The 13,898-nt window shown below is 47.9% G+C and carries 16 protein-coding genes; 10 read left to right on the top strand and 6 right to left on the bottom strand.

Going from position 1 to position 13,898, the window contains the following annotated elements:
* Nucleotides 1-331: 331 nt before the first annotated feature.
* Nucleotides 332-1,024, bottom strand: a complete 693-nt coding sequence (locus NWP14_RS04095; protein ID WP_375214812.1) for an EAL domain-containing protein — start codon at nucleotides 1,022-1,024, stop codon at nucleotides 332-334.
* 330 nt (nucleotides 1,025-1,354) lie between these two features.
* Nucleotides 1,355-2,440, bottom strand: coding sequence for a sensor domain-containing diguanylate cyclase (locus tag NWP14_RS04090; protein WP_095103359.1), 1,086 nt, complete (start codon nucleotides 2,438-2,440; stop codon nucleotides 1,355-1,357).
* Nucleotides 2,441-2,887: 447 nt separating this feature from the next.
* Between NWP14_RS04090 and NWP14_RS04085 the strand changes: the two genes are divergently transcribed.
* The 3 genes from NWP14_RS04085 to NWP14_RS04075 all read left to right on the top strand — a co-directional run bounded on the left by NWP14_RS04085 (nucleotide 2,888) and on the right by NWP14_RS04075 (nucleotide 4,101).
* The gene (locus NWP14_RS04085) at nucleotides 2,888-3,547 is read left to right on the top strand and encodes an epoxyqueuosine reductase QueH (protein WP_375214811.1); all 660 of its coding nucleotides are present in this window, start codon (nucleotides 2,888-2,890) and stop codon (nucleotides 3,545-3,547) included.
* Nucleotides 3,548-3,556: 9 nt separating this feature from the next.
* Nucleotides 3,557-3,772, top strand: coding sequence for a DUF6500 family protein (locus NWP14_RS04080; protein ID WP_331834255.1), 216 nt, complete (start codon nucleotides 3,557-3,559; stop codon nucleotides 3,770-3,772).
* A 119-nt stretch (nucleotides 3,773-3,891) separates the two neighbouring features.
* The gene (locus NWP14_RS04075; protein ID WP_095103355.1) at nucleotides 3,892-4,101 is read left to right on the top strand and encodes a DUF6434 domain-containing protein; all 210 of its coding nucleotides are present in this window, start codon (nucleotides 3,892-3,894) and stop codon (nucleotides 4,099-4,101) included.
* Between the two features lie 83 nt (nucleotides 4,102-4,184).
* On the opposite strand, the gene NWP14_RS04070 is transcribed toward NWP14_RS04075, so the two are convergent.
* Nucleotides 4,185-5,144, bottom strand: a complete 960-nt coding sequence (locus tag NWP14_RS04070) for a GlxA family transcriptional regulator (RefSeq protein ID WP_370525582.1) — start codon at nucleotides 5,142-5,144, stop codon at nucleotides 4,185-4,187.
* Nucleotides 5,145-5,262: 118 nt separating this feature from the next.
* On the opposite strand from NWP14_RS04070, the gene NWP14_RS04065 reads away from it, so the two are divergent.
* A complete protein-coding gene (locus NWP14_RS04065) occupies nucleotides 5,263-5,904 on the top strand; it encodes an HD domain-containing protein (protein ID WP_375214810.1) in 642 nt (213 codons plus the stop codon).
* A 27-nt stretch (nucleotides 5,905-5,931) separates the two neighbouring features.
* Here NWP14_RS04065 and NWP14_RS04060 read toward each other — a convergent pair whose 3' ends face one another.
* Complete coding sequence (locus NWP14_RS04060; RefSeq protein WP_331834351.1) at nucleotides 5,932-6,834, bottom strand: LysR family transcriptional regulator; 903 nt, start codon at nucleotides 6,832-6,834, stop codon at nucleotides 5,932-5,934.
* A 143-nt stretch (nucleotides 6,835-6,977) separates the two neighbouring features.
* Here NWP14_RS04060 and NWP14_RS04055 point away from each other — a divergent pair, with 143 nt between their 5' ends.
* The 5 genes from NWP14_RS04055 (at nucleotide 6,978) to NWP14_RS04035 (ending at nucleotide 11,148) form a co-directional block, all read left to right on the top strand.
* Nucleotides 6,978-7,907 carry an aromatic alcohol reductase gene (locus NWP14_RS04055; RefSeq protein WP_375214809.1) on the top strand — a complete coding sequence of 310 codons (930 nt, stop codon included), beginning with the start codon at nucleotides 6,978-6,980 and terminating at the stop codon, nucleotides 7,905-7,907.
* A 29-nt stretch (nucleotides 7,908-7,936) separates the two neighbouring features.
* On the top strand, nucleotides 7,937-8,143 hold the full coding sequence (locus tag NWP14_RS04050; protein ID WP_095103345.1) for a DUF1471 domain-containing protein: 207 nt from the start codon (nucleotides 7,937-7,939) through the stop codon (nucleotides 8,141-8,143).
* A 288-nt stretch (nucleotides 8,144-8,431) separates the two neighbouring features.
* Nucleotides 8,432-8,971, top strand: a complete 540-nt coding sequence (locus NWP14_RS04045) for a GNAT family N-acetyltransferase (RefSeq protein WP_375214808.1) — start codon at nucleotides 8,432-8,434, stop codon at nucleotides 8,969-8,971.
* A gap of 427 nt (nucleotides 8,972-9,398) precedes the next feature.
* Nucleotides 9,399-10,067, top strand: a complete 669-nt coding sequence (locus NWP14_RS04040; RefSeq protein WP_095103341.1) for an ATP-dependent Clp protease proteolytic subunit — start codon at nucleotides 9,399-9,401, stop codon at nucleotides 10,065-10,067.
* 196 nt (nucleotides 10,068-10,263) lie between these two features.
* Nucleotides 10,264-11,148, top strand: coding sequence for an ATP-grasp fold amidoligase family protein (locus tag NWP14_RS04035; protein ID WP_375214807.1), 885 nt, complete (start codon nucleotides 10,264-10,266; stop codon nucleotides 11,146-11,148).
* Between the two features lie 47 nt (nucleotides 11,149-11,195).
* On the opposite strand, the gene NWP14_RS04030 is transcribed toward NWP14_RS04035, so the two are convergent.
* Entirely contained in the window at nucleotides 11,196-12,269 is a 1,074-nt protein-coding gene (locus NWP14_RS04030) for an ATP-binding protein (protein ID WP_095103337.1), read from the bottom strand.
* Nucleotides 12,266-12,970, bottom strand: a complete 705-nt coding sequence (locus NWP14_RS04025; protein WP_095103335.1) for a response regulator — start codon at nucleotides 12,968-12,970, stop codon at nucleotides 12,266-12,268. The genes NWP14_RS04030 and NWP14_RS04025 overlap by 4 nt, the downstream gene beginning before the upstream one ends.
* Nucleotides 12,971-13,484: 514 nt before the next feature.
* Between NWP14_RS04025 and NWP14_RS04020 the strand changes: the two genes are divergently transcribed.
* Nucleotides 13,485-13,880: a transporter gene (locus NWP14_RS04020; RefSeq protein ID WP_331834265.1), complete on the top strand. Its 396-nt coding sequence runs from the start codon at nucleotides 13,485-13,487 to the stop codon at nucleotides 13,878-13,880.
* Nucleotides 13,881-13,898 lie beyond the last annotated feature (18 nt).

The following is a 13,898-nucleotide window of genomic DNA, read 5'->3' as shown; positions in this document are numbered from 1 at the left end:
GCATCATCTAAGAAAAATCTCAGTTCTACGAGGTTTATTTCAGAGGTCAGAGCAGCTGGCAGCCCTCTTCGGGCGAAGTATCCCTGCAGATACCCGCCATACGTCAGTTGCACCTCAGCATCACTCAGCGCATGGTTAGCAGGCTAAGAGCCAAGGCGTACTGGCGGCATGACTGGCGATATTCTTTTTTATGCCAGTACCCTCTGAAATTAAGCGAAAAAAGCCCCGCTGTGCGAGGCTGACAATAAAGCGTTACAACTGTGGCAGTGATTTTCATTGATTAAACCAGCGCCACAAAATGGACATTTCTTATCGTTGTGCATGATTTATATTAACATTTAATATAGTAGTAATGACTTTCCCATAGTCGCCCTTGACATGCGATCTCATCAACAGAGAAAACCTTCTTTTTTTGCTCTATTTTTTCAACTCCTTCCACTATGACGAAGTCGCTATAGCTTTTTATTTTTTTTAGTTTTTCAGAGAAATAAAAATCATTCTCAATTTCCCAAAAATAATCCTTATCGATCTTGATACACCCAAACCTGAATGATTCAAGTAATTTAACACTTGTAAATCCGCGACCAAAATCATCCAACCACACCGGACACAATTTTGAAAGCGAATTTAACTCTACCATACTGCTACATTTTTTGAATTCATGAAATCCCTCATTAATCTCAACAGTAATATTGCTATGTTGCTTAATGTAATCACACAGATATCTGTCACGCAGTATGTAATCACTAATCAAGCTATCAACATTTATTGAAATTGGCTTACCTTCTGTCCTCGAAGGATCCAGCGTAGGGATTATCAATAACTGTTTATTGAAAACATCTATCCTCTCCTGCTCATTTAACAAGTAGAAAGGCAATAGTTTTTCATTGGAAAACTCATTATTAGAATTCTTTTTACATACATTTCTGGTCAATATTTCCCATGAATGTACAGAACCATCACTCTTGAATGATGGCTCTAAAACAAAACTGTAATAATCAATTTCCTCACTATTCTTTATCATTAACAAAACACCGTGAGTAGGATTAATCCTAATCATCACATAAATAAAAACCAAAAAGAAATAGTTTAAAATGATCGATAAAGATCATTTGATAGGCAAAACCTATCACAAGATCTATATCGATCGATTAGACGAATCGATTGATTGAGGAACCAGGGAGTGCGAACATTGACTGGGTTTGTTTTAGATTCAAAATCAACAGGTTAAATTAAATCATCTTAATTATGTAAACTGAATGCCCTTTGCGTTGGAAGTGTTTTAGTGAAGAAAGTTTGGCTTTATGTTCCTTACGCTCTCTGACCTTTTAATTTATATTAATCATTCAAAAGATTATGCCGACGCTGCTCGCCAGACATTATTATTGTTCTCCATACAGTATCCATTTTTCCCATTTCTCTTCACGTTATAAAGCATTTTATCTGCAACGCCTATCCAACTTGTCATCGATTCTTTATTTTTAGCCCCGGCGATACCGATACTGACGGTGCAACAAATGCCGTCACAGGAAGGTAATGAAAGATTTTTTAACTTGTGCTGAATTGTCCGGACCATCTCAACCACCAGCTGGTCATTACTATTATTAACAATAACGGCCAGTTCATCCCCACCGAACCTTGCAGGAATATCTTGCTCGCCGACGCACTCTTTTAATATCGTAGATATCCGCGACAATACCGCATCGCCAACCTCATGACCGTAAGTATCATTGATGTATTTAAAATCATCGATATCAATTAGCATAAGATAGGCCAAAGTACGTTTATTGCGGGTTGCCCGATATGCACTTTCCATCTTTTGCTCGAAAAAACGTCGGTTTGGGAGGTCTAATCCAGGGTCCATAAGAGCTTGTTTTTCAAGCAACTCTCTCCGTTTTCTCAATTTTAGAGACAGACGTCTCGAAACAATACTCAACAAAATGGGATAACACGTTGCAAGGGGCAAAGAAAGCCACACCGTTTTCTCACTAAACCCGGTGACATAATTGAAGTTATTCAATGCCCATACGAATAAAAAAGTTAAAGCCATACATAGCAATGCGGGTTTTAAAACTCGCCAACCACCAGCTGCGTAGCGATCGGCTATCTGTATTGAAACTATGAATATAGACGGCAGCGGGCTAACCTGTATGACAGCTATCCAAATACCGGCCCAGAATGAATCAAGTATCATGTTCCTTTTTTCGGCATTTAGCATATCGCGACCACAGGCACTGGCCAGATAAGCAACTGACGGCCAAATTAAAGCGTTTAAAATCAGCAATGCAATTGTATATTTACTTGACAGCTGCTCATCCAAAACTGAATATACAGGGATAAAGCACAGAATGACTCCCGCCTGGCGTAATAAATAAACTCGTTTAATAAATGATACATTCCTTTCGGAAAGGTATTTTTCATCAGGCATTTTATTTATCATAGTAAATCCTTTTTGAATAACTTCGCCCACGCTTTGCCGTTAAGGATGTATCCCCCGCAGGACAAGCACAGTGCTTGCATATTTTAAAATTATAGTGTGGACATCACTTTTACAAGTTTTATAAAAATAGTGTTATTCATGTTTTTTTCTTAAGTGAGGGTCTGCTCGTCCATGATAGTTGCCCGGTAAGCCAGCAACCTGCCAGAATTATACGCTTAGTTATACAATTAAGCCGAAATTAAATTTCGCCAGCCCGAACCACCCCTATTAAAATTGGTAGGGAAATCGGATGTGTTAACTAAATCTAACCAACTACGGCTTTTGCACTTGCAGAACTGTACTTATCTTCAGCTGATGATCCCCCAGAAGTAATGCCATTTCGGCGCTACCCAAACGAGTCCCTCAGGGTATACTTGCGTATGACCTTCAATATATTCCAGGCCAATAATGACTGATTTACTACGCCAAAAGCTCGTCTTACCTGAAAACGCATCCAGACTTTTACTGCACTCCTGCTGTGCTCCCTGCTCAGGTGAAGTGATGGAGGCGATTCAGGCATCCGGCATTGACTACACGATTTTCTTTTACAACCCGAATATCCACCCGCAGAAAGAGTATCTGTTACGCAAAGAGGAAAACATCCGCTTTGCTGAAAAGCATGGGGTACCTTTCGTTGACGCCGACTATGATACCGATAACTGGTTTGAACGCGCCAAAGGAATGGAGTGGGAACCTGAGCGAGGCATACGCTGCACCATGTGCTTTGATATGCGTTTTGAACGCACCGCGCTTTATGCATGGGAAAATGGATTCAGCGCAATCAGCAGTTCGTTGGGCATTTCACGATGGAAAAATATGCAACAGATTAACGACTGCGGGCATCGAGCCGTAAATCCCTACCCCGGTATGCTGTACTGGGATTATAACTGGCGCAAGCAAGGAGGGTCTGCTCGGATGATAGAAATCAGTAAACGCGAACGTTTCTATCAGCAAGAATACTGCGGGTGTGTTTATTCACTACGTGACTCGAATATGCATCGTAAATCGCAGGGAAGGCCACTGATTAAGCTTGGCAAGGTATTTTATGGCGATAACGAAACTGAATAAGGAGAGAGCGTGCGGGCAGAAATGAAGGAAAAAATCATCAGAATCTGTGAGGCGAAAATCGTGGCTAAGGGCAGTAGCGTAGGGCTTTCGTTCTATGCCTTTTTTGCCAATAAAAATGACGATCCCGAACTGCTGATGGAGGTTGCGCGCTGGTGGATTATGGAGATGAAGCTGGATCATTTTGAAAAGGCGGAAAAGATAAAATCCCTCGTTGTAGAGATGTGACGAACGATTCCGGCTCTGGCTGAGGCCGTTCGTCACCCTTTCAACATTTCATCGGGTCAGGCTAAGTTGTCGAGCGGCGTTGTATCGATGCTTCATCGCGGGAGCGGAAAAATTGAAAATTGAAAATTGACTGGCATAGCGCATTACTCACACGTACTACCGTTATTGATAAAGACTATAAAAACACGCAAAACGTTCGTCGCTTTATGCTCGCGGAGTGTGGGAAGGACTTTCGATTTAACCGTGAATTCATGGCCTGGATCCGTAACGATATCCCCAAAAATTTGGGTGACGCTGTCGATGAGTGGAAGCGCAGGCATTTACGCTAGAAAGCGAGCGCCCGTGCTTCGCTGACCGCTTTTACGATCGTGCGAATGCGCGCAAAAGGCGCTGGCGCATCCCGGACACGTTTTTATTTGCCGGCGGCATAAATTTTTTGGTACATCGCCGGGCTCATTCCCGTCACTTTGATAAACGCCCTGCGCATGACGTCGCTGCTGCTGTATCCACACATTACGGCGACTGACTTGATCGGTTGCCGTTCGCTAAGCAGCTCCCTGGCGCGGGATATTCTCGCCTGCTCCAGCCACTCTCCCGTACTCACGCCCATTTCCTGTTGAAACACCCTGTTCAGATGGCGAACGCTGAGGTTGATATGATTTGCCATCTCCGCGACGGTAGCCGTTGTATCCAGATTCGTCAGCACCCAGCGCTGTAAATCCTGCAGAGCCGCCCGCCCGGTGGTCGACACCTGCTGCTTGCGCGTGAAATGGCCCTGTCCGCCGGGACGGCGAAAAAACATCACCAGGTTCGCCGCGACATCTAACGCGATTTCGCGCCCCACGTCTTCTTCAATAAATCTCAGCGCCAGATCCATACCCGAAGTGACTCCGGCGGCCGTTCTCACCGGGCCATCAGCAACGTACAGGGCATCGGCATTAACCTGAATTTCCGGATGACGTCTGGCAAGCTCCCCGGCGACGGACCAGTGGGTGGTGACCTGACGGTGGTTGATTAACCCGGTTTGCGCCAACAATAGCGCGCCGGTACACACTGAACCGTACCGACGGCTGAGCCGGCAAAGCGCCGTTATTGCCTGGCTCTGTTTTTCAGAGAGCTCGCGATCGGCCATATCCGGCGATCCGGCGATAAGAAACGACGTCGGCCCGTTGACGGCATAGTCAGAAAGAGAGCCGTTCGCGCTGAGGGTAACCCCGGAAGACGCGTGAATAGTCTCCCCATCAATCGATATGACGACCGAATGGTATATTTGCCGACGGAGAATGCGGTTTACCTCAGCGAAGGCATCCAGCGGCCCCGCGACGTCGAGCAGCTGTACTCCTGGAACGGCCAAAATGACGATACTGTGCACTATTCTTTCTCTCCAGGTCCGAATTTAACCGGATGTCCTAAATTGCATGAAAATGACCATTATAGACATAAGCGCGATTGCTTAGAATGGTGGCGAAACGTTCCAAAGGAGATTAATCATGCAGTTTACCGTACAGGGTATCCGTATACCCGACACGCAGATGGCCCGTGACGCCACGGCATTCATCCGTGATACCGAATCGGATTTACTCTTCAACCACTCCAGCAGAGTCTACTACTGGGCGGCCCTGGCGGCCCGCAGGCGTGACGCAAAAGTCGATCATGAGCTTTTATACGTGGGATGCATGTTCCACGATATTGGTTTAACGCATGAGCACTGCAGCTGTGACAAACGTTTCGAGGTGGATGGCGCAAATGCGGCCCGCGAGTTTATGCAAAGCTATACGGTGAAGCAGGAGGATATGGATAAAGTGTGGACCGCTATCGCCCTGCACACCACGCCGGGCATCCCGGAGTTTATGGCCCCGGAAATTGCGCTTGTCACCGCCGGGGTGGAAATGGACGTTTTGGGAATAGGCTACGATACGTTCGGCGATGAGGAGAGAATGGCCGTCGTTAGCCAGCATCCGCGCCCTGACAACTTCAAGGAGGAGATTATTCAGGCCTTCTACGACGGTATCAAACACCGCCCTGAAACGACGTTTGGCAACGTGAAGGGGGATGTCCTGAAAGACAAAGACCCCGCCTTTGCGCCGTTCGATTTCTGTCGCATCATTCGTCAGTCGCCCTGGAAAGGCTAATCTTCCTCCGGCGCTACCCGGGCAGTATTAACTATTGCCCGGCGTATTAAGAACCGATTTGCTCCATTCATAGAACGAGCGCACCGCTGGGGGAAGATACCTGTTCTGCGGGTAGATCAAAGACAGCGGTAAATCGAAGGAGAGATCATTCAGGCAGGCAACCAGCGTTTCATTTTTTAGATAGGGAGCAACCAGATAGCTCGCTACCCTAATTAATCCAATCCCCTCAATACCGGCCTGTATATAGGCATCAGTATCATCAACGACGAAGGTTTCTTGCATACGCACCGCCCTCTCTTCGCCATCCAGGGTAAATAGCCACTCCGTGGTACGCCCGGTTCGATGATTCAGGAACCCAACCGCCCGGTGGTTCTCCAGATCGTCCAGCGATTCAGGCCTGCCATGCGCCTCGATATATTTCGGCGAGGCCATCACTGCCCATTTGAAGTTTGCGAGCGGGCGGGCAACCAGGGTCGTCGAATCCTCGACTCTTCCCGCTCTGATCGCGCAGTCATACCCTTCCTGCACCAGATCCTCAATATTGTCGCTTGAGCAAAGGATCATCTCCAGCTCGGGATACAGCTGCAAAAATTCATCCACCCTGGGAATAAAGCTGGACCTCGCAAGGGACTGAGGCATACCCACCTTAAAGCGCCCTCGCGGCTGGCCAGCCCTGCCGGGAAAAGAAGATTCAACCGTAGCAATATCTGCCAGGATCCTTTTGCACTCTTCGTAGTATCTGCGTCCGTCGGCCGTGACGCTCAGCTTGCGCGTGGTTCGCTGTAAAAGCTGAAGCCCGAGATAGGTTTCCATCTCCTTTATGACGCGAGACACGGTCGATCGCGGCAGGCCCAGAACTTCCGCCGCCCTCGCGAAACTGTGCGTATCCACCACGTGGACATATACCTGCATTGAATCCAGCTTATCCATCATTTCACCCGCAGCCTGAGAAGCGACTATCCCATTTTCGCTAACAGTTTAACCTGTATTCGTATACTTATCGAATGACCTTAGCGCCAGTAAACTTGCCCTCATCGCAGTAAATTCGCTGCTTTATAGGCTGAGGAATCAAAATGCAAGATCGTAAACTCACTTCTCCAGAAAACGTATTGGTGCTAGGAGCGGGACAACTTGGCGATACCATACTAAGCGCGCTGGTACCTGCGGTGGCGCAGCTTCATGGTTCGGTCACCGTCATCGTTTCTCCTGAATCATGGGATGCACAGGGCCACCTTCGTTCTGCAGGTCATCAAAAACACGCAGCTGCGGGGGCTAAATTTATTCCGCTTGATATGGCCGGCGCCGCGGCAGAGTCGCTGCGAGAAACATTCAAAAGGTATGACACCATCATAAACTGCATGGGCTTTGTCGCTGGCCCTGGCACACAGGTGAAGATCACGAAGGCAGCGCTGGCCGCCGAGGTGAAACGTTATTTCCCCTGGCAGTTCGGCGTTAACTACGATGTGGTGGGTAAAGGAAGCGGACAGCCGGTGTGGGATGAGCAGTATGATGTCAGAAGCCTGCTACGCGCACAAAACGCAACGGAATGGGTCATTGTTTCAACCGGAATGTTTACCAGCTTTCTTTTTGAGCCGGCATTTAATGTCGTGAACCTCGCCGAAAAAACAATTAACGCCCTCGGGAGCTGGGATACCCGGGTCACGGTCACCTCACCCGCAGATATTGGGCGTCTGACTACCGCCATTTATTTGCATCAGCCCCGAATCAAGAATGAAGTGGTGTTTGTTGCAGGCGACACGATCTCCTACGGGCAGCTCGCTTCGACGGTAGAACGCGTGACGGAACAAACGTTTAGAAAAAGCGTATTGACCCTGCCTGCGCTGCTTGATGAGCTCCGCGCTGATCCAGATGAACAAATGCTGCGCTACCGTACCGCATTTGCACGTGGAGCCGGCATGTGGTGGCCAATGAGCGAAACGTTTAATGCGAGAAATAATATCAGCACGCAAAACGTTGAAGACTGGCTGAAGGCATTTATTTAATTCCCTGGCTCTAAGGAGCAACATTCTCGATGAAAACCTTAATTTCCGTTTTATTTATCTATTTAATTCTGCCATTTTCGGTATTCGCCAAAACGGTAACCGCCACCGGCGATACGCTGGAAAATGCTGAAAACAAAATCCGCCAAATCACGAAACAACAAGGGGCAAAAGAGTATAAAATAATCGAGGCGAGGATGGGCAATAAAGTACATATTACGGCAGAAATAAAACCCTGAAAAAAATCAGAGGGGCAGCGGCCCCTCGGTGTATTTATTTTCTTATACCGCCACGCCAAAGATGGAGTCAGGGGCAAGGCAGCTTGCGCTTAGCGCTGTTCGCCCTGCCGCCGCCATCTGACGCCCTGCCATGCCCGCTGCGCGCCATAAAAATCGACGCCTTTACAGACATCGTCGCTAAGGCTGCCGTCAGGCATAAAATATTGCACTGCGATACACAATCTCATAGGCAATCCAATACAATTAGAGATAAAATCGACGAAAGCTTATACACCGATGAGTGACCTCATGAAATATACTGAATCTCCCCGGCTAATCATCAGGTCTTTTCAGGATAATGATGCCGCGGGCTTGTTCGAATATTTATCAAACCCACGCGTAGCCTGTTTTATGGATGAAAAACTTCACTCCTGTGATGAAGCTGTTAACGAAATTGCGCGCCGGCAAAAAGAAGAACACTACTATGCGATTAGCCTGAAGGAAACCGGGGCGCTGATAGGCGAGCTGTTTGCGGATAACAGCGGAGAACCTGACCCTGATACATACTGTGTGGGTTGGCTTCTGAATAAAAAATATGAAGGCATGGGGTTCGCCCGCGAAGCGGCACACGCATTTTTCGACTACCTGTTTAATCATAAGAACGCCAGAAGAATATATGCCTATGTCGCTGATTATAATGAACCTTCACAAAACCTTTGCCGCCACCTCGGTATGCGCCTGGAGGGATGTTTTAAGGAACACGTCTCTTTTATCACGGACGATGAAACCGTGGTCTACGAAAGCACGCTGGTGTTTGCTGTCCTGGCCAAAGAGTGGCGCGATAAATAGTCTGAGCTGATTCTAAAAACTCTCTGCCCCAGGACCGAAGGAACATATTAACCGTGCAGGTTATTGGCGCCACCCTTAGCAGCGTCGTCGCGGGAGCCGTTGTTGAGAAATGGGGCTATAGCCATACCTTTCTGCTACACGGCCTCATTGCGCCATTGGCAATACTATTTGTTCGCTTGCGCGGGGCAACGCGACGCGGCGGCGAAATAGTGAAACCGCAGAGCAGCGCACTTTGTTAACCAACGCCATCACGCTTTCAACGGACCACGCAAGAACTGATGCAGATCGGCCATATCCGATCCACCTTATGCTATTACATTTCGCAGCTGGCGGAATTATGCATATGCTTTATCCTGCCTGGTTGTGGCTGATTGGGCGCCTGACATCAATATCTTAAATTTTTCCTAATACAAGGACGATTCTAACCATGAATAAGCGGTTGCTCCCCCTGCTGGCCCTCATACTCCCCTTGAGCACACAGGCCAACGTTTATTTTATCAAAGCCGACACAGTCAAGAATACCAACGTTAGCGAAGTCGCCATCTACTTTAATGGCGCGATCAACAACCGGACCGTTACCTGGCTATTATCTTCGCTGGCAGAAATAGAGGGTAACTACCGTAATATCAAAAATGTCGACATATATCTTAACAGCGAGGGCGGAGATATGGATGCGGGGTACGTGGCCTACGAAGCGCTGCGTAAGAGTCCAGTCAAACTGAATATGATCGATGCTTCAGTAATAGCCTCAGCGGCAACTATGGTTTACTGCGGATCGGATGAACGCTACGCCATGCCGCTTGCCAGGTTTATGCTTCATCCTGCCGCAGCGTGGAACGACAAAGCCGAGTATTTGAAACCCGATCAGGCGAGGCGCATTCTGGAAGATGCTGAAAGCTACAACGTTCTGTTCCGCACTATCTATTCGACCTGCACAAAAATCTCCGCCGATGAACTGAACAAAATAACGTCATCGGAAACCGGCCGCGTATTTTATAAAGTCGATGAGGCCGCCAAAGCCGGTCTGATCACCCGTGGCCTCAAAGAGAGCCATAGCTATCCGGTAACCTACTACGTTACCGACGGTGAGGGTTAAGAGAGTCGGCTGGATAATATTCCCCTAAAGTCCGTTTGCCGTCCCAGGCAGTATCCTTGACTGAGGATACTGCCATCAGGCTATTACCGCCTGCTCCTGCGAACCGTTAAACGCCGCTCTCCACATTGACTCCACAACTTGCGCAAAAGCAAGCAATAAAACTCTTTCACAATGTTCAGAGTTCTCAGGAGGAACAATGAACAGACTGAATTATTTTCTACGGTATAGCGAATATCTCGTCAAGATATTAAGAACTCACCTTTTAAATGACAAAGAATTTCACACCAGGAGATTACAAAAAATATCCGGAAGGAAACCAGATTTAGTGCACCCGGTGACGCTGAGTGAGAAAATATGTCACCGCATGATCTATGACCACAATCCGTTTTACACCCTGCTGGCCGATAAGCTTGCGGTCCGCGAGTATATTTATAACAAAACCGACAAATTAAAAATGGCCGCGCTGGTTGGCGTCTATAGCGATATTCAGAATATTGACCTGAACAGTTTGCCGGACAGGTTTGTCCTGAAATGTAATCATGATAGCGGCAGTAGCGTAATATGTACCGACAAGCAGAAATTTAATACGGCCAGAGCCCTGAGCTCGTTGAGTCTGGCGCTCAAGAAAAACATGTATTACAGCACCCGAGAGTGGCAGTACAAAAATATACCGCCGGTAATTCTATGCGAGGAATATATTGATCTATTTACCGGCAGAGACAAGAATACCACGCCGGAAATGTTGCGTATCCACTGTTTTCACGGCATTGCTGGGGTGATCGAAGCCGACTTCACCGATGAGCGGGGAAATGATTACATCAATGTTTACGACAGAGCCTGGCGGCTCCAGCCCTTTCTGATGGAATATCCAAATACGCCAGCCAGGATCCCACCGCCCGATTTATTACACCAGGCTATAACCGCAGCCCAGGAGCTATCAAGAGATCTGGACTATTGTCGGGTGGATTTAATGTTGCAGCGCGATGATATCTATTTTAGTGAAATTACGCTTAGTCCCCGACGCGGTAAGCTGCAGATATATCCTGCCGAGTGGGATATCAAACTGGGTCAAATGTGGTAGCCCGCGGCGGAGAAAACAGGCCTCGGCAGGCCTGCTAACCGCCGCGGTTAAATATCGCATGGTAGCGGCCATGACAGCGTAAAAATCGAATGATGACTCGCCGACAGCGTATAGGTGACCTCCCCGTCATGGGCGTCCATAATCGCTTTAACAACGGACAGCCCGAGGCCGCATCCCTTAGGATTGATATTTCTTGCGGCCGATCCGCGCTGGAAAGGCTGGAAGAGAAACTTTTGAAACTCTTGCGCAATGCCGGGGCCATAGTCCTCAACCACAATATAAAAGCGGTTGCCGGCGATGCCATTTTTAACCAGCATCGTTCTGGAGGTCGAGTATTTTATCGCATTATCAAAAAGGACTGTAAGGCACTGAATAATACGTAAAGGATCGCACACCGACTCCAGACGCTGGAGCTCGGTTACAACCTCGAAGCCGCTGCGTCTGAATTCAAGTGAAAAAGCCTCAAGCGCACTCTGAATAGTCTCCTGCAGATTAACCCGGGCCAGGGTTAAGGTAAATTCAGCCGCCGTGGACGAGCTCACCATCCGCAGATCGTCAATCAGGCTGGATAGCCCTTCAGTTTGTTTCAGCAGATTGTTGAATAACGGCGGCGTAGGTTCAAACACCCCGTCAACCAGCCCCTGCAGCCTTCCTCGGATAATGGTTACCGGGGTTCGTAGCTCATGCGCAATAGCGGCATTCCAGGATTTACGCTGTGAATCCAGCGCCTGCAATTTTTCCGCCATCTCGTTGAAGTCATTAACCAGGTTGTTAAGCTCCCCGAGACGCGAGCTGGTGCAAAACGCCCGGGCGCCTAAATCGCCCTGGGCAACCCGGCGCAGGCTGGTGGCCACCGAGCTTAATGGAGTGAGTATTCTCGCGGAAAGCCTGACGGCGAAGAAGAGTGAGATAATTAACCCGGTGGCGGAAATGACCATAATCCACAGCCAGTCGAGATAAGTCACGCTGTCTTCATTCCCGGCGGCCGAGCCTCCGGGAATATAATCAATGATAAACGCATAGAACAGATATGAGCCGATCACTGAAATAGCAATAACAATAAGCGTTAGCGATATCATAAATCGCAGGATCTGCCGGCTTAACGCCTGGTCTCTGTTCATTTGTGTTCTCCGAGCCGGTAACCTATGCCGCGGATACTCTCAGGAACGCCTTTTAATCCACAGTTTTCCAGCTTCTTACGAAGCTTGCTCATGTGGCTGTCAACCGTTCTGTCGAGTGTATCGCCTTCCGGCAGGCAAGAGTTTAACAGTTCGTCGCGGGAGAATACTTTTCGGGGATTTCTGGCCAGACAGGTCAATAGTTTGAATTCCGTCGTAGTCAGTACCGGGGTGACCATGTCATCTCCAACGGTAATCTCCACAAAAAAGTCGTCCGGATAAATCGTTAACTTTGGCGTGCGGATCGGTTTGCGATAGCTTTGCTCGCTACCGGCTTTAGTCCGCCGCAGTACCGCTTCTATACGTGCCACAACCTCAGACGGATTAAAAGGTTTCACTACATAATCATCGGCACCCAGCCGCAGCCCCATCAATTTATCGACGTCCTGATCGAGCGCGGTCACCATTATCACGGGGACGTTGCTCTCTTTTCTTAAGGTCGAAAGCACATTCCAGCCGTCAATAATGGGAAGCTGTATATCCAGCAGAACCAGATCGGGCTTGCGCAGGCCGAATGTATTAATCGCCTGCTCGCCGTCCGCCGCCCGGACGGTATTCATCCCTGAACGGTGAACGTAACTCATTAGTATGTCGGCTATTTCGTCATCATCTTCGGCCACAAGAATAAGCGGTTTATCATTCATGATGACTCCGTTCCCGGTATGTTCTGACGAAAGTCTCTACGGTGGGTTGGCATGAGAAAAGCACTGATCCTGCCCTCATTAATCTTAAGCGCGCTACACAAAAAAACATCACTCCAGGAATATAGCCTGGTCATTTGCTACATCGTTGCTTGTTATGCTTACATTTTACTCGGTCCTGCATCTATTGTGGCGGTCTTGTCGCTCGGGATGAAGTTAATCCGCGAGATTAAGACAGGGTGTTCCTGCGGAAGTTGCATCGCTAACAAAATAATACCCTGAGTATTCTCAATGCCCCGTAGAACACTCCACGCTACATACTCTCTCCACATTAGAGTAATCAGCACTCCATAATGATATGCCATATTATCGATAAGCAACTAATCTGCAGTCAATATGGGTAGGCCAGCACTCATGGCCCTTAGCAACAGAAATATTTAGCGTGGGCCGTCAGGATGAATATTATATCAACGAACTTTACCGATTCTTGCGCGTCATACTCCGGGGTTGAATGATTATGGCAAACATCAACAATACGCCGGTATTCAGTACGGCAAAGATAACTTCAGTGGCACTATTTCTTGTTTATACCTGGGTGATGCTCTATGGATGGCTGGCGCTGGTACATGCAATTGCAGAAAAAGTGCGTTTCACCATAGTGGCGTCGCCCTTTACGTATGCCAGCATCGTGCTGACGAGCCTGCTCCTTTTATTTCAAAAGAAGCCGGAGGCATTGCGCGAGTTAAACATCATAACGCTGATGCTGATGCTGACGTTTACCTACCTGGTTATTATTTTTCACGTCCTGCTCTCTTTACCACTGGATATTTTTGATGTGACCTTTTACTACGAATGCTTTTTGATTGTTAATTTAGGGATTTCACCATTATATCTGCTGTTCAGATTACTTTAATGCTGCCAGACAAGATTT

The organism is Klebsiella sp. C349492 (assembly GCF_042055345.1).
GTDB lineage: Bacteria > Pseudomonadota > Gammaproteobacteria > Enterobacterales > Enterobacteriaceae > Klebsiella > Klebsiella scottii.
Note: the sequence above shows the minus strand (reverse complement) of the source record. Positions and strands in the feature narration are given on the sequence as shown.

Coding starts and splice junctions, on each gene's coding strand:
- NWP14_RS04095 (WP_375214812.1), bottom strand. CDS start 1,024: ATGATAAAGAATAGTGAGGAAATTGATTATTACAGTTTTGTTTTAGAG.
- NWP14_RS04065 (WP_375214810.1), top strand. CDS start 5,263: ATGCAGTTTACCGTACAGGGTATCCGTATACCCGACACGCAGATGGCC.
- NWP14_RS04045 (WP_375214808.1), top strand. CDS start 8,432: ATGAAATATACTGAATCTCCCCGGCTAATCATCAGGTCTTTTCAGGAT.
- NWP14_RS04050 (WP_095103345.1), top strand. CDS start 7,937: ATGAAAACCTTAATTTCCGTTTTATTTATCTATTTAATTCTGCCATTT.
- NWP14_RS04060 (WP_331834351.1), bottom strand. CDS start 6,834: ATGGATAAGCTGGATTCAATGCAGGTATATGTCCACGTGGTGGATACG.
- NWP14_RS04035 (WP_375214807.1), top strand. CDS start 10,264: ATGAACAGACTGAATTATTTTCTACGGTATAGCGAATATCTCGTCAAG.
- NWP14_RS04085 (WP_375214811.1), top strand. CDS start 2,888: ATGACTGATTTACTACGCCAAAAGCTCGTCTTACCTGAAAACGCATCC.
- NWP14_RS04025 (WP_095103335.1), bottom strand. CDS start 12,970: ATGAATGATAAACCGCTTATTCTTGTGGCCGAAGATGATGACGAAATA.
- NWP14_RS04055 (WP_375214809.1), top strand. CDS start 6,978: ATGCAAGATCGTAAACTCACTTCTCCAGAAAACGTATTGGTGCTAGGA.
- NWP14_RS04040 (WP_095103341.1), top strand. CDS start 9,399: ATGAATAAGCGGTTGCTCCCCCTGCTGGCCCTCATACTCCCCTTGAGC.
- NWP14_RS04090 (WP_095103359.1), bottom strand. CDS start 2,440: ATGATAAATAAAATGCCTGATGAAAAATACCTTTCCGAAAGGAATGTA.
- NWP14_RS04020 (WP_331834265.1), top strand. CDS start 13,485: ATGGCAAACATCAACAATACGCCGGTATTCAGTACGGCAAAGATAACT.
- NWP14_RS04030 (WP_095103337.1), bottom strand. CDS start 12,269: ATGAACAGAGACCAGGCGTTAAGCCGGCAGATCCTGCGATTTATGATA.